This is a genomic window from Streptomyces sp. NBC_01260 (assembly GCF_036226405.1).
Taxonomy (GTDB): domain Bacteria; phylum Actinomycetota; class Actinomycetes; order Streptomycetales; family Streptomycetaceae; genus Streptomyces; species Streptomyces laculatispora.
This window is the reverse complement of the sequence record NZ_CP108464.1, coordinates 2,224,831-2,249,893: the sequence shown is the minus strand read 5'-3', so window position 1 is coordinate 2,249,893 and position 25,063 is coordinate 2,224,831. Positions and strand designations below refer to the sequence as shown.

The window sequence follows — 25,063 nt, the reverse complement described above, 5'->3', positions numbered from 1 at the left end:
CGCTGCCGGCATCTGACCCAAAGGACTCGGTGAGACCGATATGGCCAACGACGAGAAGATCCTCGACTACCTCAAAAAGGTGACCGCCGACCTGCACCGCACCCGGCGCCGCCTTCAGGACGCCGAGGCCGCCGCGCAGGAGCCCATCGCCATCGTGGCCATGGGCTGCCGCTTCCCCGGCGGGGTGACCACCCCCGAGGAACTGTGGCACCTGGTCGCCGAGGGCCGCGACGCCGTATCGGGCATGCCGGACGACCGGGGCTGGGACCTCGACCAGCTGATGGGCGAGGACGCCTCGCAGCCGGGCACCAGCTACGTGCACCAGGGCGGATTCCTGCAGGGCGCGGGCGACTTCGACGCCGGGTTCTTCGGCATCGGCCCCATGGAGGCGGAGGCCACCGACCCGCAGCAGCGCCTCACCCTCGAAGTCGCCTGGGAGGCCTTCGAACGGGCCGGAATCGACCCGGAGACCCTGCGCGGCGGCCGCGTCGGCGTCTACATGGGATCCGGCATCCAGGACTACGGCGACTTCCCCGAAGGCGTACCCGAGGCCGTCGAGGCCTACATGGCCACCGCCCGGGCCGCCTCCGTCATCTCCGGCCGCATCTCCTACACCCTCGGCCTCGAAGGCCCGTCCTTCACCGTGGACACCGCCTGCTCGTCGTCGCTCGTCGCCCTGCACCTCGCCGCACAGGCCCTGCGCCAGGACGAATGCAGCCTCGCCCTGGCCGGCGGCGTCATGGTCATGTCGACAGCTGCGCCCTTCGTCGCCTTCAGCAAGCAGCGCGGCCTCGCGCCCGACGGGCGCTGCAAGGCGTTCTCCGACACCGCCGACGGCACCGGCTGGTCGGAGGGCGCGGGCATCGTCCTGCTGGAGCGCCTCTCCGACGCCCGCCGCAACGGACACCCCGTGCTCGCCGTCGTACGCGGATCGGCCATCAACTCCGACGGGGCCTCCAACGGCCTCACCGCCCCCAGCGGCCCGTCCCAGCAACGCGTCATCCGCCAGGCCCTCGCCAACGCACGCGTACCCGGCGCCCACGTCGACGTCGTCGAGGCGCACGGCACCGGCACCACCCTCGGCGACCCGATCGAGGCGCAGGCCCTGCTCGCCACCTACGGCCAGGACCGTACCGCCGAACAGCCGCTGCGGCTGGGCTCGCTCAAGGCCAACATCGGCCACGCCCAGGCGGCGGCCGGCGTCGGCGGCGTCATCAAGATGGTGATGGCCCTGCGCAACGGCCTGCTCCCCAGGACCCTGCACGTCGAGCAGCCCTCCACCCACGTCGACTGGAGCTCCGGCCACGTCAGCCTGCTCACCGAGGCCGAACCCTGGGCGCAGAACGGTCACCCGCGGACCGCCGGCATCTCGGCGTTCGGGCTCAGCGGCACCAACGCGCACGTGATCCTCCAGGAGGCCCCGGCGCCGGAACCCGCCGCCGAACCCGCCCCGACGGGCCGCGACAGCGCGACCGGTGCGACCACCGGAACGAGCGACGGCGAGAGCGCGCAGCCGGACGAGGGACAGCCGGGCAAGGACACCCGGGCCCTTCCCTTCACCACACCCGTCGCCCCGTTCCTCGTCTCGGGACGCAGCGCCGCGGGCCTGCGTGCCCAGGCGGCGCGGCTGGCCTCCTTCGTACGGGACGGAGCCGGCGCCGCCGCCCGCCCCCAGGACATCGGCCACGCCCTCATCGCCACCCGCACCGCGTTCGAGCACCGCGCCGTCGTCCTCGGCACCGGCACCCTCCCGGCCGCCGGGAACGACAACGACCCCACCCCTCTGCCCACCTCCCTGTCCACCTCTCTGCTCACCGGCCTGGACGCACTCGCGGACGGAACCAAGGCGCCGCACGTGATCCGCGGCACCGCCACCGGCCCCGCCCAGGTCGCCTTCGTCTTCCCCGGCCAGGGCTCCCAGTGGGCCGGCATGGCCGTCGAACTCCTCGCCTCCTCACCGGTGTTCGCCGACCGGATGCGCGAGTGCGCCGACGCCCTGGCGCCCTTCACCGACTGGGACCTCCTCGATGTCGTCCACCAGCGCCCGGGAGCGCCCACCTTCGACGAGGTCGACGTCGTCCAGCCGGTCCTGTGGGCCGTCATGGTCTCCCTCGCGGGCCTCTGGCGCGCGTGCGGTGTGGAGCCCGCCGCCGTCGTCGGCCACTCCCAGGGAGAGATCGCGGCCGCCTGCGTCGCCGGGGCCCTCTCGTTGGAGGACGGCGCCCGCGTCGTCGCACTCCGCAGCAGGATCATCCGCCAGGACCTCGCCGGACGCGGCGGCATGATGTCGGTCGCGCTGCCCTCCGCACAGGCCGAATCGATGATGAGCGGATGGGGCGACCGGCTCCAGATCGCCGTGGTCAACAGCCCCTCCTCCACCGTCGTGTGCGGCGAGACGGAAGCCCTGGACGAGCTGTACGCCCACCTGGAGACGCAGGGCGTACAGGCCCGCCGCATCCCGGTGGACTACGCCTCGCACTCGGTGTTCGTCGAGGAGATACGCGACCGCCTGCTGGCCGAGATCGCCGAGGTCACCCCCCGCCCGTCCACCACGACCTTCTACTCCACGGTGACCGGCGGCCCGATCGACACCACCGCACTCGACGCCGGCTACTGGTACGAGAACCTGCGCCGCACCGTGCGCTTCGAGGACACCACCCGGGCCATGCTCGACGACGGGTTCACCCTCTTCGTGGAGGCCAGCCCCCACCCGGGCCTCTTCATCGCCCTCGGAGAGACGGTCGCCGCCGGCTCGGCCAACGCCACCGCGGTCGGCTCGCTGCGCCGCCACAGCGGCGGCCCGGACCGCTTCGCCCTGTCGCTGGCCGAGGCCTACGTGCACGGCGCCCCGGTCGACTGGAGCCTCTTCCACGATGCCGCGCCCACCCACCGCGTCGAGCTGCCGACGTACGCCTTCCAGCGCGAGCGCTACTGGGTCACCGCGCCCACCGGCGCCGGGGACGTGCTGACCGCGGGCCTCGAACCGGCCGGCCACCCGCTGTTCGGCGCCCGGGTCTCGGCTCCGGACACGGACGCCCTCAGCCTGACGGGACGCCTGTCCCTCGGCGCCCACCCCTGGCTCGGCGACCACCGCGTGGGCGACTCCGCGTTCTTCCCCGGCACCGGACAGCTGGAACTCGCCGGCTACGCCGGTGACCAGGTCGGCTGCCCGGTGATCGACGAACTGACGCTGGAGGCCCCGCTGATCGTCCCCGAGCGGGGCGGTGTGGCGGTACGCGTCACGGTCGGCACCGCCGACCCGGCCGGCCGGCGCCCGGTGACCGTGCACGCCCGCACGGAGGACGGCGACCAGCCGTGGACACGGCACGCGACCGGTGTCGTCGCGCCCGCCACCACGACATCGGGCGCGGGAACGCCCGGTGCGGAGGACGTGGCGTGGAGCGCCGGGCAGTGGCCTCCGGCCGGTGCGGAGCCGGTGGACCTGGACGGCTTCTACGAGGGCATGGCGCAGGAGGGACTGCGGTACGGGCCCGTCTTCCGAGGACTGAATGCGGCGTGGCGCGCCGACGGCGACGTCTATGCCGAGGTCGCCCTCCCCACCGGAACGACCACGACGGACTTCCGGCTTCATCCGGCGCTGTTTGATGCGGCGTTGCATGGGGTGGCGTTGTCGGGTGCGGTGGGTGGGGGTGCTGCGTTGCCGTTTGCGTGGTCGGGTGTGTCGTTGGGTGTGGTGGGTGTGTCGGTGGTGCGGGTTCGGGTGTCGGTGGTGGGTGAGGGTCGGGTGTCGGTGGTGTTGGCCGATGTGGGTGGTGGTGTGGTGGCGTCGGTGGAGTCGTTGGTGTTGCGTTCGGTGGTCGGGGAGCGGCGGGCGGTTGCGGAGTCGGGTGTGTGGGGGTCGTTGTTCGGGGTGGAGTGGCCGGAGGTGGCGTTGCCCGGTGGGGAGGAGGTCGGTGGTGTCGTAGTTGGTCGTTGGAGCGATGTGGTGGGTTCGTCGGATGCGGGCCGGGGTGTGGTGCCGGATGTGGTGGTGTTCGATTCGGTGCGTGGCGGCGGGGTTGGGGTTGGGGTTGGCTCCGGTTCTGCGGGTGGTGTGCGGGATGCGGTGTGTGAGGTGTTGGGGGTGGTGCAGGAGTGGCTGGGTGATGAGCGGTTTGGTGGGTCGCGGTTGGTGGTGCGGACGGTTGGTGCGGTGGGGCTGTCCGGTGTGGATGAGGGTGTGGGTGATGTGGCTGGGGCGGCTGTGTGGGGGTTGGTGCGGTCGGCTCAGTCGGAGAATCCGGGGCGGATCGTGTTGTTGGACGGCGAGTTGGATGACGTGGGCGGTCTGGCCGGTGTGGCACGGGTGGTCGCGTTGGGTGAGTCGCAGGTGGTGGTGCGGGAGAGCCGTGCGCATGTGGGCCGGTTGGTGCGTGCGGTGCCGCCGTCCGATGAGGGTGCAGGCGGGGTGGAGTTCGGTTCGGTGGGGACGGTGTTGTTGACGGGTGGTACGGGGACGTTGGGTCGTGTGTTTGCGCGTCATCTGGTGATGGAGCGTGGGGTGCGGCGGTTGGTGTTGACGAGTCGTCGTGGTGGTGTGGCTGAGGGTGTGGGGGAGTTGGTTGAGGAGTTGGCGGGTTGGGGTGCTGAGGTGGTGGTCGAGGCGTGTGATGTGGCTGATCGGGATGCGTTGGCGAGGGTGTTGGGGGCGATTCCGGTGGATCGGCCGTTGGTGGGGGTGGTGCATCTGGCGGGGGTGCTGGATGACGGGGTGATTGGTTCGTTGACGTCGGAGCGGGTGGGGGCGGTGCTGCGTCCGAAGGTGGATGCGGCGTTGAACCTGCATGAGCTGACGCGGGGCATGGACCTCGCCGCCTTCGTCCTCTTCTCCTCCGTGGCCGGCACCTTCGGCAACGCGGGCCAGGGCAACTACGCGGCCGCCAACGCGTTCCTGGACGCGCTGGCCACGCACCGCAGGGCCGAAGGGCTCCCCGCGCACTCCCTCGCCTGGGGCTTCTGGGACGAGGCCAGCGGCATGACCGGAAAGCTGTCCGGTGCCGAGCGCTCCCGTATCTCCTCCGTCGGCGGCGTCTTCCCGATCTCCTCGGAACGAGGAGTGGCCCTCTTCGACGCCGCACTGCGGATGGACACCCCGGTGGCGGTTCCGGTGCAGCTCGACCTTGCCGCCGTACGGGCCCAGGGCGACAGCAGCCGCGAACTCTTCCGCACCCTGGTTCCGGTCGTCACCCGGCGCAAGGCCACGGGCCGCGTCGAGGCGAACGGTCTCCAGCAGCGGCTCGCGCGGCTCGCCGAGCCCGAGCGGGAAGGAGCGATGCTGGAGGTCGTCCTCGAACAGGTCGCCTCCGTTCTCGGATACAGCTCACTCCAGGCCATCGAACCGGAGAAGGCGTTCAAGGACCTCGGCTTCGACTCCTTGCGGGCGGTGGAGTTCCGTAACGCGCTGGCCGAAGCCGTCGCGCTCCGTCTCCCCGCGACCGTCGTCTTCGACTACCCCACCCCGGTGGCCCTGGCCCGCCACCTGCTGAACGAGGTGGCGGGCGCCCCCGCGACAGCGGCCCTGGCCGCGGTGAGCCCGAACTCCGCCGCGCACACGGACGACCCGATCGTCATTGTGGGCATGGCGTGCCGGTACCCGGGCAACGTCGGCTCACCCGAGGACCTCTGGCAGGCCGTGACCGAGGGAGCCGACCTCATCTCCGACTTCCCGTCCGACCGGGGCTGGGACCTGCGGAAGATCTACGACCCGGAAGGCATCCGGCCGGACACCAGTTACGTCGCCCGTGGTGGGTTCCTCGACGACGCCCCCGGATTCGACCCGGCTTTCTTCGGTATCAGCCCGAACGAAGCCCTGATCATGGACCCGCAGCAGCGGCTGCTGCTGGAGACGTCCTGGGAGGCGTTCGAGCGGGCCGGCATCGACCCGCTCTCCCTCAAGGAGAGCCGGACCGGCGTATTCGCCGGAATGATGTACCACGACTACGCCCACAACGCGAGCACGGGCGGTATCGCCTCCGGCCGGATCTCCTACGTACTCGGCCTGGAAGGGCCGTCGATGACGGTGGACACCGCGTGCTCGTCGTCGCTGGTCGCGCTGCACCTCGCGATCCAGGCGCTGCGTTCCGGAGAGTGCTCCCTCGCGCTGGCGGGCGGCGTGGCGGTCATGTCGGAGCCCGAGGTCTTCGTCGAGTTCAGCCGTCAGCGTGGGTTGGCGAAGGATGGTCGGTGCAAGTCGTTCGCGGGTGCCGCGGATGGTGCCGCGTGGTCGGAAGGTGTCGGCGTTCTGCTGGTCGAGCGCTTGTCGGATGCCCGGCGGCTCGGGCACGAAGTGCTGGCTGTGGTGCGGGGCAGTGCGGTGAATCAGGATGGTGCGAGTAATGGGCTGACGGCTCCGAATGGTCCGTCGCAGCAGCGGGTGATTCGGGCGGCGTTGGCTGATGCGCAGATTTCGTCGGATCAGGTTGATCTGGTGGAGGCGCACGGGACGGGGACCCGGTTGGGTGATCCGATTGAGGCGCAGGCGCTGTTGGCGACGTATGGGCAGGGGCGTCCGGAGGGTGATCCGTTGTGGTTGGGGTCGTTGAAGTCGAATTTGGGTCATGCGCAGGCGGCTGCGGGTGTGGGTGGTGTGATCAAGGCGGTGCAGGCGATTCGGCATGGTGTGTTGCCGAAGACGTTGCATGTGGATGTACCGACGCCGCAGGTGGATTGGTCGGCGGGTGCGGTGGAGCTGCTGACGGAGTCTCGGGCGTGGCCCGAGCGGGATCGTGCGCGCCGGGTGGGTGTGTCGTCGTTCGGTCTGAGTGGGACGAACGCGCATGTGATCGTGGAGCAGGCTCCGGTGGTGGAGGAGTCGGAAACGGCCGCTACTGCTGAACTGCCGGTGGTTCCGGTTGTGCTGTCCGCGCGGAGCGAGGTAGGGCTGTCGGCGCAGGCCGGGAAGTTGCTGGAGCAGATAGGTGCTTCCTCCTCTCTGCTGGATGTGGGTTTTTCGTCGGTGGTGTCGCGTGCGGTGCTTGAGCATCGTGCGGTGGTGACGGCGTCGGACCGTGAGGAGCTCGTACGGGGCCTGACGGCGCTGACCGAGAGAGAGTTGATGCCTTCGGTCGTGCGGGGGTCGGTGCGGCCGGCGGGCAGGGTTGCGTTCCTGTTTACGGGTCAGGGTGCGCAGCGGCTTGGGATGGGCCGGGAGTTGTATGGGGCGTTCCCGGTGTTTGCTGCGGCGTTCGATGCTGTGTTGGTTGAGCTGGATGCCCGGTTGGGGCGTTCGTTGCGTGAGGTGGTGTGGGGTGAGGACGCCGAGGTCCTGAACGGGACGATGTTCGCGCAGGCCGGGTTGTTCGCGGTGGAGACGGCGTTGTTCCGGCTGGTGGAGTCGTGGGGGGTGCGTGCGGACTTCCTGGTGGGTCATTCGGTGGGTGAGATCGCGGCGGCGCATGTGTCGGGTGCGTTGTCGCTGTCGGATGCGGCTGAGTTGGTGGTGGCGCGTGGTCGGTTGATGCAGGGGTTGTCGGCTGGTGGGTCGATGGTGGCGGTGGAGGCGGCGGAGGCTGAGGTGCTTCCGTTGCTGAGTGATGAGGTGGGGATTGCGGCGGTCAATGGGCCGCGTTCTGTGGTGGTTTCGGGTGTGGAGTCGGCGGTTGCTGATCTGGTGGGGAAGTTTGCTGGTGAGGGGCGTAGGACGAGTGTGTTGCGGGTGTCGCATGCGTTTCATTCGCCGTTGATGGAGCCGATGCTGGCGGAGTTCGGGGCGGTGGTGGCCGGGTTGTCGTTCGGCGCCGCGTCGATTCCGGTGGTGTCGGGTGTGTCGGGTGATCTGGCCGAGGGCTGGGGTTCGGCGGAGTACTGGGTGCGGCATGTGCGGGAGGCGGTGCGGTTCGCGGACGCAGTGTCGTTCGTCGTGTCGCGGGGTGTGACGTCGTTTGTTGAGGTGGGCCCCGATGGTGTGCTGAGTGGGATGGCGCAGCAGTCGGTGGACGCGGAGTCGGCTGTCTTCGCGCCGCTGGTGCGTAAGGGGCGTCCTGAGGTGGCGGCGGCTGTCGCGGCGTTGGGGCAGTTGCATGTGGCCGGTGTCTCGGTGGACTGGGCCCGGTACTTCGAGGGCTCGGGCGCTCGTCGCGTCGATCTGCCGACCTACGCCTTCCAGCACCAGAACTACTGGATCGTCGGCGAGCAGCGCGGTACGGACCTCGAATCCATCGGACAGGAATCTGCCGGCCACCCCCTTCTCAGCGCGGTGGTGAACTCGCCCGATACGGACAGCGTGGTACTGACCGGTCGGCTGTCCACCGGATCTCACCTCTGGCTGGCGGACCACGCTGTCGGTGACGCCATCCTCTTCTCCGGTACCGGTTTCGTGGAACTGGCACTGAGAGCGGCACGCGAAGTCGGCTGCACCACCCTGGAAGAGCTGACCCTCGAAACACCTCTGATTCTCCCGGAGCACGGTGGCGTAGCCCTCCAGGTCGTCGTCGGCTCTCCCGACGACTCCGGCCGACGAGCAGTCACCGTTCACTCGCGGGGCGAGGGGACGAACCTGCCGTGGGTGCGGCACGCCACCGGTTCGCTCGCCGTTGCGGCCGATGCCCTCCGTGCAGAGGACGTGGCGTGGAGCGCCGGGCAGTGGCCTCCGGCCGGTGCGGAGCCGGTCGATCTGGACGGCTTCTACGACGGGATGGCGGAAGCCGGTCTGCGGTACGGGCCGGCCTTCCGTGGACTGAACGGAGCCTGGCGAACCGACGACCACGTCTTTGCGGAGGTCGGCCTCCCCGAAGGCACCGAGCCGGGAACCTACGAGCTTCATCCGGCGCTGTTTGATGCGGCGTTGCATGGGGTGGCGTTGTCGGGTGCGGTGGGTGGGGGTGCTGCGTTGCCGTTTGCGTGGTCGGGTGTGTCGTTGGGTGTGGTGGGTGTGTCGGTGGTGCGGGTTCGGGTGTCGGTGGTGGGTGAGGGTCGGGTGTCGGTGGTGTTGGCCGATGTGGGTGGTGGTGTGGTGGCGTCGGTGGAGTCGTTGGTGTTGCGTTCGGTGGTCGGGGAGCGGCGGGCGGTTGCGGAGTCGGGTGTGCGGGGGTCGTTGTTCGGGGTGGAGTGGCCGGAGGTGGCATGGCCGGGCGCAGGTGCGGGTGCTGTTGACGGTCTGACGGTGGATCGTTGGAGCGATGTGGTGGGTTCGTCGGATGCGGGTCGGGGTGTGGTGCCGGATGTGGTGGTGTTCGATTCGGTGCGTGGCGGCGGGGTTGGGGTTGGCTCTGGTTCTGCGGGTGGTGTGCGGGATGCGGTGTGTGAGGTGTTGGGGGTGGTGCAGGAGTGGCTGGGTGATGAGCGGTTTGGTGGGTCGCGGTTGGTGGTGCGGACGGTTGGTGCGGTGGGGCTGTCCGGTGAAGGTGTGGGTGATGTGGCTGGGGCGGCTGTGTGGGGGTTGGTGCGGTCGGCTCAGTCGGAGAATCCGGGGCGGATCGTATTGCTGGACGGCGAGTTGGACGGTGTGGGCGGTCTGGCCGGTGTGGCACGGGCGGTTGCACTGGGTGAGTCGCAGGTGGTGGTGCGGGAGAGCCGTGCGCACGTCGGCAGGCTGGAACGCGTCGAGCCTTCCGCGGGAGACCGGAGCGGGGTGGAGTTCGGTTCGGTGGGGACGGTGTTGTTGACGGGTGGTACGGGGATGTTGGGTCGTGTGTTTGCGCGTCATTTGGTGATGGAGCGTGGGGTGCGGCGGTTGGTGTTGACGAGTCGTCGTGGTGGTGTGGCTGAGGGTGTGGGGGAGTTGGTTGAGGAGTTGGCGGGTTGGGGTGCTGAGGTGGTGGTCGAGGCGTGTGATGTGGCTGATCGGGATGCGTTGGCGGGGGTGTTGGGGGCGATTCCGGTGGATCGGCCGTTGGTGGGGGTGGTGCATCTGGCGGGGGTGCTGGATGACGGGGTGATCGGTTCGTTGACGTCGGAGCGGGTGGGGGCGGTGCTGCGTCCGAAGGTGGATGCGGCGTTGAACCTGCATGAGCTGACGCGGGGCATGGACCTCGCCGCCTTCGTCCTCTTCTCCTCGGCTGCCGGAGTGCTCGGTAACCCGGGGCAGGGCAACTACGCGGCTGCCAACGCGTTCCTGGATGCGCTGGCCACCTACCGCAGGGCCGAAGGGCTCCCCGCACAGTCCCTCGCCTGGGGACCCTGGGCGGACGGCGGCATGGCGGACACCCTGCAGAGCGCCGACTCCCAGCGGATGCGCCGGACCGGCATCGAACCGCTCTCGGGTGAGGAAGGAACCGCCCTCTTCGACGCGGCCGAGACCTCCGGCAGAACCGCACTCGTCACCATGCGGGTCGATCTCACCGGGGCGGGGGCCCCGGAGCCGGACGACCTGCCCGATCTGTTCCGAGGACTGGTACGGCCCAGTGGCCACCGGCCCACCGACGCGTCGGCGTCCGGTGCTGCGGCGTTCCGCCGGCGGATGACCTCACTGACCGACGACGAACGTGCGGACCAGGTGCTCGACCTCGTACGCGCCCACGCGGCCGCCATCCTCGGGTACGCGGGCCCCTCGGCCATCGAGCCGGACCGGGCGTTCAAGGAGCTCGGGTTCGATTCGCTGGCTGCGGTGGAGTTCCGCAATGGCCTGGCCCAGGCCACCGGACTGCGCCCCTCGGCCACGCTGGTCTTCGACTACCCGAACTCCCGCATGCTCGCGCAGTACCTCGCGGAGGAACTGCGCCCCGACTCTCCCACCGACGAGGAGGCCGTCGGAGAGGAGCGGGTCCGACGCATTCTGCAGGGAATTCCCCTGAGCCGGCTCAGGGACGCGGGACTGATGGAAGTCCTCTTCGAACTCGCCGGTGCTCACGACGAGCCGGCGAACGAGGCGCAAAGCATGGATGAGCCCTCTGCCGACTCCATCGACTCGATGGATGCCGAGAGCCTGATCAGCATGGCGCTCGACGGATCCGGCCTTGACGACGCGACGCAGGGAATGTGAGAGCCCCGATGAGTAATTCTGACGAGAAGCTGGTCGCCGCGCTGCGGGCGTCGCTCAAGGAGAACGACCGTCTGCGGGCCCACAACCGAAAACTGTCGTCCGTGGCTCGCGAGCCCATCGCCATCGTCGCGATGAGCTGCCGCTTTCCCGGTGGTGTCGAATCGCCTGAGGCCCTGTGGCAGCTGGTGAACGACGGCGTGGACGCCATATCCGAGTTTCCGGGGAACCGCGGCTGGAACCTCGGTGACCTCTACGATCCGGACGGCGCGCGACAGAACACCAGCTACGTCAACAAGGGCGGATTCCTCCACTCCGCAGACACGTTCGACCCGGCGTTCTTCGGTATCAGCCCGAACGAGGCCCTGACCATGGACCCGCAGCAGCGGCTGCTGCTGGAGACGTCCTGGGAGGCGTTCGAGCGGGCCGGCATCGACCCCACCACGTTGAAGGGCAGCAAGACCGGCGTATTCGCCGGGATGATGTACCACGACTACGCCCACAACAGCGCCACGGGTTCCATCGCGTCGGGCCGTGTCTCGTACGTCTTCGGCTTCGAGGGCCCGTCGATGACACTGGACACGGCGTGTTCGTCCTCGCTGGTGGCATTGCACCTGGCGGCCCAGGCGCTGCGTTCGGGCGAGTGCTCGATGGCGCTGGCCGGAGGCGTGGCGCTCATGGCGACGCCTGAGGTCTTCGTCGAGTTCAGCCGACAGGGCGGCCTCTCCAAGGACGGCCGCTGCAAGTCGTTCGCGGGCTCCACTGACGGCACCAGCTGGTCGGAGGGGGCCGGCGTCCTGCTCCTGGAGAAGCTTTCCGACGCCCGCAGCAACGGACACCCGGTCCTGGCCGTGCTGCGGGGCAGTGCGGTGAATCAGGATGGTGCGAGTAATGGGCTGACGGCTCCGAATGGTCCGTCGCAGCAGCGGGTGATTCGGGCGGCGTTGGCTGATGCGCAGATTTCGTCGGATCAGGTTGATCTGGTGGAGGCGCACGGGACGGGGACCCGGTTGGGTGATCCGATCGAGGCGCAGGCGCTGTTGGCGACGTATGGGCAGGGGCGTCCGGAGGGCGATCCGCTGTGGTTGGGGTCGTTGAAGTCGAATTTGGGTCATGCGCAGGCGGCTGCGGGTGTGGGTGGTGTGATCAAGGCGGTGCAGGCGATTCGGCATGGTGTGTTGCCGAGGACGTTGCATGTGGATGTGCCGACGCCGCAGGTGGATTGGTCTGTGGGTGCGGTGGAGTTGTTGACGGAGTCGCGGGTGTGGCCGGAGCGGGATCGTCCGCGTCGGGTGGGTGTGTCGTCGTTTGGTCTGAGTGGGACGAATGCGCATGTGATTGTGGAGCAGGCTCCGGTGGTGGTGGAGCCGGAGGCAGTGCCGGGGGTTGGGCTGTCGGTGGTTCCGGTGGTGTTGTCGGCGCGGAGTGAGGCGGGTCTGTCGGGGCAGGCGGCGAGGCTGCTGGCCCGGATGGAGGAGTCGGCTTCGCCTGCTCTGGTGGATGTGGGTTTCTCGTCGGTGGTGTCGCGTGCGGTGTTGGAGCATCGTGCGGTGGTGGCGGCGTCGGACCGTGAGGAGTTGGTGCGGGGGCTGACGGCGCTGACCGAGAGAGAGTTGATGCCTTCGGTGGTGCGGGGTTCGGTGCGGCCGGCGGGCAAGGTTGCGTTCCTGTTCACGGGTCAGGGTGCGCAGCGGTTGGGGATGGGCCGGGAGCTGTATGAGGCGTTCCCGGTGTTTGCTGCGGCGTTCGATGCTGTGTTGGTTGAGCTGGATGCCCGGTTGGGGCGTTCGTTGCGTGAGGTGGTGTGGGGTGAGGACGCCGAGGTCCTGAACGGGACGATGTTCGCGCAGGCCGGGTTGTTCGCGGTGGAGACGGCGTTGTTCCGGTTGGTGGAGTCGTGGGGGGTGCGTCCTGACTTCTTGGTGGGCCACTCGGTGGGTGAGATCGCTGCCGCGCACGTGTCCGGCGTGTTGTCGCTGTCGGATGCGGCTGAGCTGGTGGTGGCGCGTGGTCGGTTGATGCAGGGGTTGTCGGCTGGTGGGTCGATGGTGGCGGTGGAGGCGACGGAGGCCGAGGTGCTTCCGTTGCTGAATGGTGAGGTGGGGATTGCGGCGGTCAATGGGCCGCGTTCTGTGGTGGTTTCGGGTGTGGAGTCGGCGGTTGCTGATCTGGTGGGGAAGTTTGCTGGTGAGGGGCGTAGGACGAGTGTGTTGCGGGTGTCGCATGCGTTTCATTCGCCGTTGATGGAGCCGATGTTGGCGGAGTTCGGGGCGGTGGTGGCGGGGTTGTCGTTCGGCGCCGCGTCGATTCCGGTGGTGTCGGGTGTGTCGGGTGATCTGGCCGAGGGCTGGGGTTCGGCGGAGTACTGGGTGCGGCATGTGCGGGAGGCGGTGCGGTTCGCGGATGCGGTGTCGTTCGTTGTGTCGCGGGGTGTGACGTCGTTTGTTGAGGTGGGTCCGGATGGTGTGCTGAGTGGGATGGCGCAGCAGTCGGTGGACGCGGAGTCCGCGGCGGTCTTCGCGCCGTTGGTGCGTAAGGGGCGTCCGGAGGTGGCGGCGGCTGTCGGGGCGTTGGGGCAGTTGCATGTGGCTGGTGTTTCGGTGGATTGGGCCCGGTTCTTTGAGGGCTCGGGTGCTCGTCGTGTCGATCTGCCGACGTATGCCTTCCAGCGTGAGCGGTACTGGATGGAAGCGGAACTCGGTGGCAACGACCCCGGCTCGTTCGGCCTGGGCACTACCGATCACCCGCTCCTCGGCGCCGCCGTCGCTCTGGCGGATGCGGATGAGATGGTGCTCACCGGACGGCTCTCTCTGGCCACCCAGCCCTGGATCGCCGATCACGGCGTGCTGGGCAGCGTGCTCCTGCCCGGCACAGCCTTCGTCGAACTGGCCGTCAGAGCCGGCGACGAGGTTGGCTGCGACCTCCTGGAAGAGCTGACGCTGCAGGCGCCACTCATGGTCCCCGAAGAGGGCGATGTCGCGATTCAGGTGGCGATCGGCGCAGCCGATCCGACGGGGCGGCGCTCGGTCAGCGTGTTCTCACGAAGTGGCGGCGCCGACCACGGGCCTTGGACGCGTCATGCGGAAGGCACCCTCGGCATGGGCGCGGAGACCCCGGCCGCGGATCTGACCGTGTGGCCGCCGAAGGGCGCTACAGCGATCGAGGTCGAGGGAGCGTACGACCTCCTTTCCGAGCGTGGCTACGGATACGGGCCGGTCTTCCAGGGGCTCAAGGCAGCCTGGACCTCCGGGGAAGAGCTGTACGCGGAGGTCGCACTGCCCGACTCGGCGCACGACGACGCCCAGCGCTTCGGCCTGCACCCCGCTTTGCTCGATGCCGCCATGCACGTGGCCCTCATCGATGACGGATCGGGGACCGGCGAGTCGACTGTTCTGCCTTTTGCCTGGACCAACGTCGCTCTGCATGCGGCGGGGGCATCGGTTCTCCGCGTCCGGATCGCGTCGGCCGGGCAGGACAGTGTGGCGGTTCTGGTCGCGGATGGAACGGGCCAACCCGTCCTCAGCGTAGGTGCGTTGGTCTCTCGTCCTGTCTCGGTGGAACAGCTGACTGGGTCGGGTGTGGGCGGTGGGTTGCACGAGGTGGCGTGGCGGCCGTTGGCGGCGGCTGGGGTGGCGGATGGTGCTGGGGTGCCGGGGGCGGTGGTGTTTGAGGTGCCGTCGGTTGGTGTGGGTGTGGATCCGGTGGTGGGTGTGCGGTCGGTGTTGGGTGGGGTGTTGGAGAGGGTGCAGGGGTGGCTGGCGGATGAGGAAAGTGGTGGTGGTCCGTTGGTGGTGGTGACGCGTGGTGCGGTCTCCGTCGGAGCGGACGTTGGTGTGGATGTGTGTGTGGCGCCGGTGTGGGGGTTGGTGAGGGCGGCGCAGGCGGAGAATCCGGGCCGGTTTGTGTTGGTGGATGTGGAGTCCTCGGGTGGGGTGTTCGCGGATGTCTTGGATGCGGTGTTGGGGTCGGGTGAGCCGGAGGTTGCGGTGCGTGGCGGTGGCATCGTGGTGCCGCGTCTGGTTGAGGTGGCTGCCGGTGTCGCTCCTGTGGCATCGGTGGTGCCGGATGGTGTGGTGTTGGTGACGGGTGGTACGGGTGGTCTGGGTGGTTTGGTGGCCCGGCATCTGGTGGAGGTGCACGGGGTGCGGCGTTTGGTGCTGGCGGGGCGCCGGGGGCTGAGTGCTCCTGGGGTTGATGTGTTGGTGGGGGAGTTGGAGGGGTTGGGTGCCGAGGTGTCGGTGGTGGCGTGTGACATGTCGGATCGTGACGCGGTGGCTGGTGTGGTGGAGGGTGTGGGTGCGGACCTGGTCGGTGTCGTCCATGCGGCTGGTGCGGGTGACAACGGTCTGGTGGGGTCGATGGACGGGGCTCGTCTGGATCGGGTGTTGGGTGCGAAGGCGGATGGTGCCTGGTATCTGCATGAGTTGACGCGTGGGCGTGAGTTGGCGTTCTTCGTGATGTTCTCGTCGGCGGGTGGTTCGGTGCTGGCGGCCGGTCAGGCGAACTACGCGGCGGCGAATGTGTTCCTGGACGCGCTGGCCGTGCACCGCCATGCGGAGGGTCTGCCGGCTACTTCCCTGGCGTACGGGTTGTGGGCTGGTGCGGGGATGGGTGAGTGGTTGGGTGAGGCGGATCTTGAGCGGATGAGGCGTCAGGGGTTGCCGGCGTTGGAGCCGGAGCAGGGGCTTGCGTTGTTCGATGCGGGTCTGGCTTCCGGCCGGGCCGCTCTGGTCCCGTTGCCGATCGACGTCACGGCACTCCGTACGCGTACCGACACCATCCCCGCCCTCCTGCGCGACCTCGTCCCCACCACCAGGCGACCCGCTGTACGCGCGGTGGCCGGGACCGGAGACGGGCAGGAGCTCGTGAGGAGTCTGGCCGGTCTCGCCGATGACGAGCGAGCCCGCAAGCTGCTGGAGATGGTCCGTGACCGCGTGGCCAAGGTGCTGGGCCATGCCTCGGCTCAGGCCATCGAGGCGGACCGGCCCTTCCAGGAGCTCGGCTTCGACTCGCTCAGCGCGGTGGAGCTCCGCAACGAACTGAACTTGACGACCGCGCTCCGGCTTCCCGCGACGCTGGTCTTCGACTACCCGACCGCACGAGCCGTGGCGGGGTACATCGACGGCGAACTCGAAGGAAGCGGGGGACGGGAGACGGCGCGGCCGAACAGCAGCCCCGCCGTGCACGACCTGGACGACGAGCCGATCGTCATTGTGGGCATGGCGTGCCGCTACCCGGGCGGAGTGACCTCGCCCGAGGGCCTGTGGGATCTCATCGCCGAAGGCCGCGACGCGGTTTCCGGGTTCCCGCTCGACCGTGGCTGGGACGTCGAGGGCGTGTACGACCCCGAGCCGGGCGTGCCGGGGAAGACCTACGCGAACGAGGGCGGCTTCCTCTACGACGCCGGCGACTTCGACCCGGCGTTCTTCGGTATCAGCCCGAACGAGGCCCTGATCATGGACCCGCAGCAGCGGCTGCTGCTGGAGGCGTCGTGGGAAGCCCTCGAACGTGCGGCCATCGATCCCCGCTCCCTGAAGGGGACCAGGACCGGAGTCTTCGCCGGCCTGATGTACCACGACTACGGCCAGGGAACGGAGGCCGCCGCGACCACGGGCGGCAGCCTGGTGTCCGGTCGCATCTCCTACACGCTCGGCCTTGAGGGGCCTTCCCTCACGGTCGACACGGCGTGTTCGTCGTCGCTGGTGGCGTTGCACCTGGCGGCCCAGGCGCTGCGTTCGGGCGAGTGCTCGATGGCGCTGGCCGGAGGCGTGGCCGTGATGTCCACCCCGGACATGTTCGTCGAGTTCAGCCGTCAGCGTGGGTTGGCGAAGGATGGTCGGTGCAAGTCGTTCGCGGGTGCCGCGGATGGTGCCGCGTGGTCGGAGGGCGTTGGCGTTCTGCTGGTCGAGCGCTTGTCGGATGCCCGGCGGCTCGGGCACGAAGTGCTGGCTGTGGTGCGGGGCAGTGCGGTGAATCAGGATGGTGCGAGTAATGGGCTGACGGCTCCGAATGGTCCGTCGCAGCAGCGGGTGATTCGGGCGGCGCTGGAGAACTCCGGGTTGTCGTTCGCCGATGTGGATCTGGTGGAGGCGCACGGGACGGGGACCCGGTTGGGTGATCCGATCGAGGCGCAGGCGCTGTTGGCGACGTATGGGCAGGGGCGTCCGGAGGGTGATCCGTTGTGGTTGGGGTCGTTGAAGTCGAATTTGGGTCATGCGCAGGCGGCTGCGGGTGTGGGTGGTGTGATCAAGGCGGTGCAGGCGATTCGGCATGGTGTGTTGCCGAAGACGTTGCATGTGGATGTACCGACACCGCAGGTGGACTGGGCGGCGGGCGCCGTGGAGTTGTTGACGGAGTCTCGGGCGTGGCCCGAGCGGGATCGTGCGCGCCGGGTGGGTGTGTCGTCGTTCGGTCTGAGTGGGACGAACGCGCATGTGATCGTGGAGCAGGCTCCGGTGGTGGAGGAGTCGGAAACGGCCGCTACTGCTGAACTGCCGGTGGTTCCGGTTGTGCTGTCCGCGCGGAGCGAGGTAGGGCTGTCGGCGCAGGCCGGGAAGTTGCTGGAGCAGATAGGTGCTTCCTCCTCTCTGCTGGATGTGGGTTTCTCGTCGGTGGTGTCGCGTGCGGTGCTTGAGCATCGTGCGGTGGTGGCGGCGTCGGACCGTGAGGAGCTCGTACGGGGCCTGACCGCACTGGCCGAGGGCGGGGGCACGGCTTCGGTGGTCCGGGGGGTTGCGCGGCCGGTAGGAACCACGGCGTTCTTGTTCACGGGTCAGGGTGCACAACGGCTGGGTATGGGACGGGAGTTGTATGAGGCGTTCCCGGTGTTTGCTGAGGCGTTCGACGCGGTGGTGGGTGAGCTGGATGCCCGGTTGGGGCGTTCGTTGCGTGAGGTGGTGTGGGGTGAGGATGTTGACCTGTTGAACGGGACGATGTTCGCGCAGGCCGGGTTGTTCGCGGTCGAGACGGCGTTGTTCCGGCTGGTGGAGTCGTGGGGCGTGCGTCCGGACTTCCTGGTGGGCCACTCGGTCGGTGAGATCGCTGCCGCGCACGTCTCGGGTGTGCTGTCGCTGGCCGATGCAGCTGAATTGGTGGTGGCGCGCGGTCGGTTGATGCAGGCGTTGCCGGCTGGTGGGTCGATGGTGGCGGTGGAGGCGACGGAGGCCGAGGTGCTTCCGTTGCTGACTGACGGGGTCGCTTTGGCTGCCGTGAACGGGCCGCGGTCGGTGGTCGTTTCGGGTACCGAGTCAGCGGTTCGCGAGCTGGTCGCGACGATCGAGGCACTGGACCGCAGGACGAGTGTGTTGCGGGTGTCGCATGCGTTCCATTCACCGTTGATGGAGCCGATGCTGGCGGAGTTCGGGGCGGTGGTGGCGGGGTTGTCGTTCGGTGCCGCGTCGATTCCGGTGGTGTCGGGTGTGTCGGGGGATCTGGCCGAGGGCTGGGGTTCGGCGGAGTACTGGGTGCGGCATGTGCGGGAGGCGGTGCGGTTCGCGGATGCGGTGTCGTTCGTCGTGTCGCGGGGTGTGACGTCGTTTGTTGAGGTGGGTCCGGATGGTGTGCTGAGTGGGATGGCGCAACAGTCCGCACGCTCGGACTCAGCTCTCTTCGTTCCGTTGGTGCGTAAGGGGCGTCCGGAGGTGGCGGCGGCTGTCGGGGCGTTGGGGCAGTTGCATGTGGCTGGTGTTTCGGTGGACTGGGCCCGGTTCTTTGAGGGTTCGGGTGCTCGTCGTGTTGATCTGCCGACGTATGCGTTTCAGCGTGAGCGGTTTTGGTTGGAGTGTGTGGGTGGTGGTGATGCTGGTGGTTTGGGTCAGGTGGTGGTTGATCATCCGGTGTTGGGTGCGGTGGTGGCGTTGCCGGATTCGGGTGGTGTGGTGTTGACGGGGCGGTTGTCGTTGGAGGGGTTGGGGTGGTTGGCGGATCATGAGGTGTTGGGGTCGGTGTTGTTGCCGGGGGCGGCGTTTGTGGAGTTGGTGGTGCGGGGTGCTGATGAGGTGGGTTGTGGGGTGGTGGAGGAGTTGACGTTGCGGGCTCCGTTGGTTGTTCCGGAGCGTGGTGGGGTGGCGTTGCAGGTGGTGGTGGGTGGTGTGGATGAGGTGGGGTGTCGTTCGGTGCGGGTGCATTCGCGTCGGGAGGGTGCGGGTGCGGAGTGGGTGTTGCACGCGGATGGTGTGCTGGGTGGTGGCGTGGGTGAGTCGGTGCCGGACTTCGACCTCACCGCATGGCCCCCGCCCGGCGCGGCCCGGGTGGAGGTCGCCGACATGTACGACCTCCTTTCGGAGCGTGGCTACGGTTACGGCCCGGTGTTCCAGGGGCTCAAGGCGGCATGGATCGCCGGAGAGGAGATCTTCGCGGAGGTCGAACTCGACGACTCCGTACATGCGGATGCCAAGCGGTTCGGGCTGCACCCCGCGCTTCTCGACTCCACGATGCACGCCCTCGGCCTCCGAGCAGCCGAACTCGAATCCGGCCCGGCCGCGGACGGCCGTCCCGCGCTCCCCTTCTTCTGGGAGGGCGTCCGCCTGTTCGCGTCAGGTCCGACCGCGCTGCGTGTACGCCTCACCGGGGCCGGCGACGACACCGTATCCATGGCGATGGCTGACGCGACCGGAGCACCGGTCCTCTCGGTCGATGGACTGACGCTTCGTCCTGTCTCGGTGGAGCAGCTGACTGGGTCGGGTGTGGGTGGTGGGTTGCACGAGGTGGCGTGGCGGCCGTTGGCGGCGGCTGGGGTGGCGGAGGGTGCTGGTGCGTTGAGCCCGGTGGTGTTCGAGGTGCCGGTGGTGGGCGTGGGTGTGGATCCGGTGGTGGGTGTGCGGTCGGTGTTGGGTGGGGTGTTGGAGAGGGTTCAGGGGTGGTTGGCGGATGAGGAGGGCGCAGATGGTCCGCTGGTGATCGTGACGCGTGGTGCGGTTTCCGTCGGAGCGGACGTTGGTGTGGATGTGTGTGTGGCGCCGGTGTGGGGGTTGGTGAGGGCGGCGCAGGCGGAGAATCCGGGCCGGTTTGTGTTGGTGGATGTGGATCCTGCGGGTGGGTCGTTGGCGGATGTCTTGGATGCGGTGTTGGGGTCGGGTGAGCCGGAGGTCGCGGTGCGTGGCGGTGGCATCGTGGTGCCGCGTCTGGTTGAGGTGGCTGCCGGTGTCGCTCCTGTGGCATCGGTGGTGCCGGATGGTGTGGTGTTGGTGACGGGTGGTACGGGTGGTCTGGGTGGTTTGGTGGCCCGGCATCTGGTGGAGGTGCATGGGGTGCGGCGTTTGGTGCTGGCGGGGCGTCGGGGTCCGGAGGCTCCTGGTGCCGATGAACTGTGCCGTGTGCTTGGCGGGTTGGGTGCCGAGGTGTCGGTGGTGGCGTGTGACATGTCGGATCGTGACGCGGTGGCTGGTGTGGTGGAGGGTGTGGGTGCGGACCTGGTCGGTGTCGTCCATGCGGCTGGTGCGGGTGACAACGGTCTGGTGGGGTCGATGGACGGGGCTCGTCTGGATCGGGTGTTGGGTGCGAAGGCGGATGGTGCCTGGTATCTGCATGAGTTGACGCGTGGGCGTGGGTTGGCGTTCTTCGTGATGTTCTCGTCGGCGGGTGGTTCGGTGTTGGCTGCGGGTCAGGCGAATTACGCGGCGGCGAATGTGTTCCTGGACGCGCTGGCTGTGCACCGCCGTGCGGAGGGTCTGCCGGCTACGTCCCTGGCGTACGGGTTGTGGGCGGGTGCGGGGATGGGTGAGTGGTTGGGTGAGGCGGATCTTGAGCGGATGAGGCGTCAGGGGTTGCCGGCGTTGGAGCCGGAGCAGGGGCTTGCGTTGTTCGATGCGGGTCTGGCTTCCGGCCGGGCCGCTCTGGTCCCGTTGCCGATCGATGTCACGGCACTCCGTACGCGTACCGACACCATCCCCGCCCTCCTGCGCGACCTCGTCCCCACCACCAGGCGGCGCAGTGCAGTGGCCAGGCCGGACGCGGCGTCTCTGCGGCAACGATTCACGCAGGCCGATCAGGCAGGGCAGGAGGCCCTCCTCAAGACACTCGTCATGGAGCGGGCGGCCGCACTCCTCGGCCACAGCAGCGTGGACGCCCTCGACGCCGAAAGGGACTTCCTGGAGGCCGGGTTCGACTCGCTGAGCGCGATGGAACTCCGCAACGTCCTGATGAAGGACACCGGACTGCGGCTTCCTCCGATGGTGGTCTTCGACAGCAAGAGCCCGACCGAGCTCGCCCGGCTGCTGCACACGGATCTCCTGGCGTCAACGCAGGCCGACGGGGCAGGTCAAGCGGAAGCCTCCGAGGGCGCGGACGGGACGGAGCACGGTTCCGCAGCCGGCGGGGCCGAGGCGCCCTCGGTCGGCAGGCCGCCCGAGACGCTTCGCGACCTGTTCCATTCCGCGGTCGTCTCCGGCCGCGCGGACAAGGGATTCGCGCTCCTCCAGGCGGCCGCCGACGTCAGGCCGGGCTTCGGTTCGGTGGACGAGATCGACCGGCTGCCCACCGCCGTCCGGCTCGCGGACGCCTCCCAGGGGCCGCATCTCATCTGCCTCAGCACACCGATGGCCACGGGCGGCGTGCACCAGCACGCACGTCTGGTGTCCCACTTCGGAGGCAGGCACAGGATCTCCGCACTGCCGGTCCCCGGATTCCTCGCGGGCGAGAGCCTGCCCACGTCGTCCGATGCGGCCGTCCAGGCACTCGCGCGAAGCGTGCTGGACGCGGCTGACGGGAAGCCCTTCGTCCTGCTCGGCTACTCGTCCGGAGGCACCCTCGCCTACGCCACCGCCGGCTACCTGGAACGGGAATGCGGGGTGCGCCCGGCGGGCGTCATCCTGCTGGACACGTTCAAGGTGCACGACGGCGGGAGCGACGGCGTCCCCCTCGACGGCCTCGCACTCGGCATGTTCGACAAGGAAGCCGTGTTCGGCCGGTTCGACAGCAGCAGGCTCTCCGCGATGGGCCGCTGGGTGGAACTGGTGCCGCAGCTTCCGCTCACCCCGGTCGAGGCCCCGGTGCTGTTCGTCCAGTGCACCCAGTCCTTCGTACCGGACGGGGATGACGCGTCCCCCGACCTGGGCAGCGGCCGTGCCGAGCCCTGGGAGGCCGGCCACACGCTGCGAACCGTGCGCGCCAACCACTTCACCCTCGTCGAGGACCGCGCCGAGGAAACCGCGCACGTCATCGACGAGTGGCTGGCGTCGGACGAGTGGTCGGCGTCGAACGGGGCAGCGGCCGACGCCGGAGCGACCGGATGACCGAATGACCGAAGACGTCCGGCCCGACGGGCCGGACGGGGCGCGGCACCCGAGGAACCGCATCGGATCCGCCGGACGCGGCTCGGTACCGAAGGAACCGCACAGCGTCGTCGGGACGTGGCCGCGACGACCGAGCACACGAACCACGGCTCCCATCCGCAAACAGTGTGAGTGAAGCGAAGCGAGGCGAAGTGACGTGACTGTGGCACCCAGCGCGAAGGGGACCCTGCCGTTCGGCGAGCACGAGACGTGGTACCGGGTGACGGGCGACCTTCGCTCCGACCGGCCCACCCTCGTCGTCGTGCACGGCGGCCCCGGATCCACCCACGACTATCTGCAAAACCTCTCCGACCTGGCCGAAGACGGCTGGTCCGTCGTGCACTACGACCAGATCGGGAACGGCGGCTCGACCCATCTGCCCGACCGGGGGGCAGACTTCTGGACGGTGGACCTGTTCGCCGCCGAACTCGACAACCTGCTCCAGGGTCTCGGGATCGCCGACAACTACGTACTGTTCGGCCAGTCCTGGGGCGGCATGCTCATCACGCACCACGCCGCGGCACGTCCGGCCGGCCTGCGCGGCCTGGTCATCGCCAACTCGCCCGCCTCCTATCCGCTCTGGCTCCAGGAGGCCAAGGTGCTCCGGGACCAGCTCCCGCCCGGCGTCAACGAAACGCTGCTGCGGCACGAGGCCGCCGGAACCACCGAGACGGACGAGTACCACGGGGCCATGCGCACGTTCTACGAGCGGCACGTCTGCCGTCTCGCACCCTGGCCCCGCGACTACCTGGCCTCGTTCTACGAGGTGTACAACGACCCCACCGTCTACTACGCGATGAACGGCCCCAGCGAGTTCCATGTGAACGGCACGCTCCGCGACTGGTCGGTCATCGATCTCTGCCCTGACGTCGACGTGCCCACCCTGCTGATCTCCGGGCGCCACGACGAGGCCACGCCCGCGACGGTGCAACCGTTCCAGGACCTCATTCCGGGAGCGCGCTGGGAGATATTCGAGGAGTCCAGCCACCTGCCGCATCTTGAGGAACCGGAACACTTCCGCCAGGTCATGAAGGCGTTCCTCCAGGAGATCGCCCCCGGCTGACTCTCCCGCGTCGGCGGCCGCGCCGGTGGGACGGCCGCACGTTGCATAGAGTGCTGAGAACATGCCGCGCCTTCGGTGCGGAGTTCCGGATGTCACCCGCAGATCTCCACGGCTGTGGGGCTGCAGGCAATGACGACTGGGACGGTAGTGGTCAGATAGTCGCAAGGCGGCTCCGGAGTGGTGTACGAGTCCGGGCAGCCTGCCGCGGCAGGGGTATCCCGGGCACGGGTCCGGGGTTTCGTTGAGAGGGTGGTTCTGATGGTCACCGGTCGTGTGGTGCGGTTCGACGGCGTGAAGGGCTATGGGTTCATCGCCCCTGACCACGGAGGCGAGGACGTCTTCCTGCATGTCAACGACCTTCGTATTCCCGAGGCCTCTCTCAGGCCCGGCCTGATGGTCGAGTTCGAGATCGAGGAGGGCGACCGGGGTCTGAAGGCCTCATCGGTGCAACTCGCCCCCGGCAGCGGCAATGGGTCGACAGCGGCACCGGCGTCTGCGTTCTCGGGGCGTTCCGATTCCCCGAGCAGGCAGGTCGTGGACGGCGACGACGTGCTGTGCGATGTGCTCAACTCGCAGGAGTACGTGCGGGACGTCACGGAAGTGCTGCTGGAATCGGCCCCCGGTCTCACCGCGGCGCACATTCTTCAGGTACGCCAGGGGATGCTGCAGTTCGCCAAGAAGCACGGTTGGGTCGAGGGCTGAGCCAGGCGGGCTGCTCCACGCCGCGGCCCGGGACCACAGGCCCCGGGCCGCGCGGGCACCTGCGGAATCCGTCGGGCGCCCGCGACATCCGGCGGACACCGCCGGGCCCGTCGCTGTCGCCGCCGCCAGTCGCCCGTCAGCTGTGACGAACGGCACCGGGCCCGGGCCTGTCCGCCCCCGCGTTAGCGCCGGTTAACCTGCCTCTCATGACCGTAACCCTCGAAGTAAGCGGCGGCGTCGGCACGATCCGGCTGGACCGTCCGCCGATGAACGCCCTGGACATCGCCACCCAGGACCGGCTGCGCGAGCTGGCCGAGGAGGCCTCCGGGCGCGACGACGTGCGCGCCGTGGTGCTCTACGGCGGCGAGAAGGTGTTCGCGGCAGGCGCGGACATCAAGGAGATGCAGGCGATGGACCACCCGGCGATGGTGGTCCGGTCCAAGGCGCTGCAGGAGTCCTTCACCGCGGTGGCCAGGATTCCCAAGCCCGTCGTCGCGGCCGTCACCGGCTACGCGCTCGGCGGCGGCTGCGAGCTCGCCCTCTGCGCCGACTTCCGGATCGCCGGCGACAACGCCAGGCTGGGGCAGCCGGAGATCATGCTCGGACTGATCCCGGGTGCGGGCGGCACCCAGCGGCTCGCCCGTCTGGTGGGCCCCGCCAAGGCCAAGGACCTGATCTTCACCGGCCGCCATGTGAAGGCCGACGAGGCCCTCACCATGGGCCTGGTGGACCGTGTGGTGCCCGCCGCCGAAGTGTACGAGCACGCGCACGCCTGGGCCGCCAGGCTGGCGAAGGGCCCGGCCCTCGCTCTGCGTGCCGCCAAGGAAGCCGTCGACGCCGGGCTGGAGACGGACATCGACACCGGCCTCACGATCGAGCGGACCTGGTTCGCCGGACTCTTCGCCACGGAGGACCGGGAACGCGGTATGCGCAGTTTTGTGGACGAAGGGCCGGGCAAGGCCAAATTCCTCTGACCGAACGCTAGTTGGGAACAGACCCCGGCACGTTCATCCGTGTGGGCGGATTGGCTGAGCCTTAAGGCAACCTTAAGGCTCAGCGCGCCGCCGGTCCTGGCAAACCCGCTCGGGCGTGATGTCCGCCCAGGTCAACGAG

At 68.9% G+C, this 25,063-nt stretch carries 5 protein-coding genes; all 5 read left to right on the top strand.

What is annotated here, in order from left to right; all coding sequences use genetic code 11:
• The first annotated feature begins 40 nt into the window (after positions 1-40).
• On the top strand, positions 41-10,918 hold the full coding sequence (locus tag OG322_RS09710; RefSeq protein ID WP_329306298.1) for a type I polyketide synthase: 10,878 nt from the start codon (positions 41-43) through the stop codon (positions 10,916-10,918).
• A complete protein-coding gene (locus OG322_RS09705; protein WP_443066537.1) occupies positions 10,915-22,146 on the top strand; it encodes an SDR family NAD(P)-dependent oxidoreductase in 11,232 nt (3,743 codons plus the stop codon). Before OG322_RS09710 ends, OG322_RS09705 begins: the two co-directional genes overlap by 4 nt.
• Before the next feature lie 196 nt (positions 22,147-22,342).
• A complete protein-coding gene (locus tag OG322_RS09700) occupies positions 22,343-23,248 on the top strand; it encodes a proline iminopeptidase-family hydrolase (RefSeq protein ID WP_266410894.1) in 906 nt (301 codons plus the stop codon).
• A 258-nt stretch (positions 23,249-23,506) separates the two neighbouring features.
• Positions 23,507-23,950, top strand: coding sequence for a cold-shock protein (locus OG322_RS09695; protein ID WP_123461772.1), 444 nt, complete (start codon positions 23,507-23,509; stop codon positions 23,948-23,950).
• A gap of 206 nt (positions 23,951-24,156) precedes the next feature.
• Entirely contained in the window at positions 24,157-24,924 is a 768-nt protein-coding gene (locus tag OG322_RS09690) for an enoyl-CoA hydratase/isomerase family protein (RefSeq protein WP_123461773.1), read from the top strand.
• Positions 24,925-25,063 lie beyond the last annotated feature (139 nt).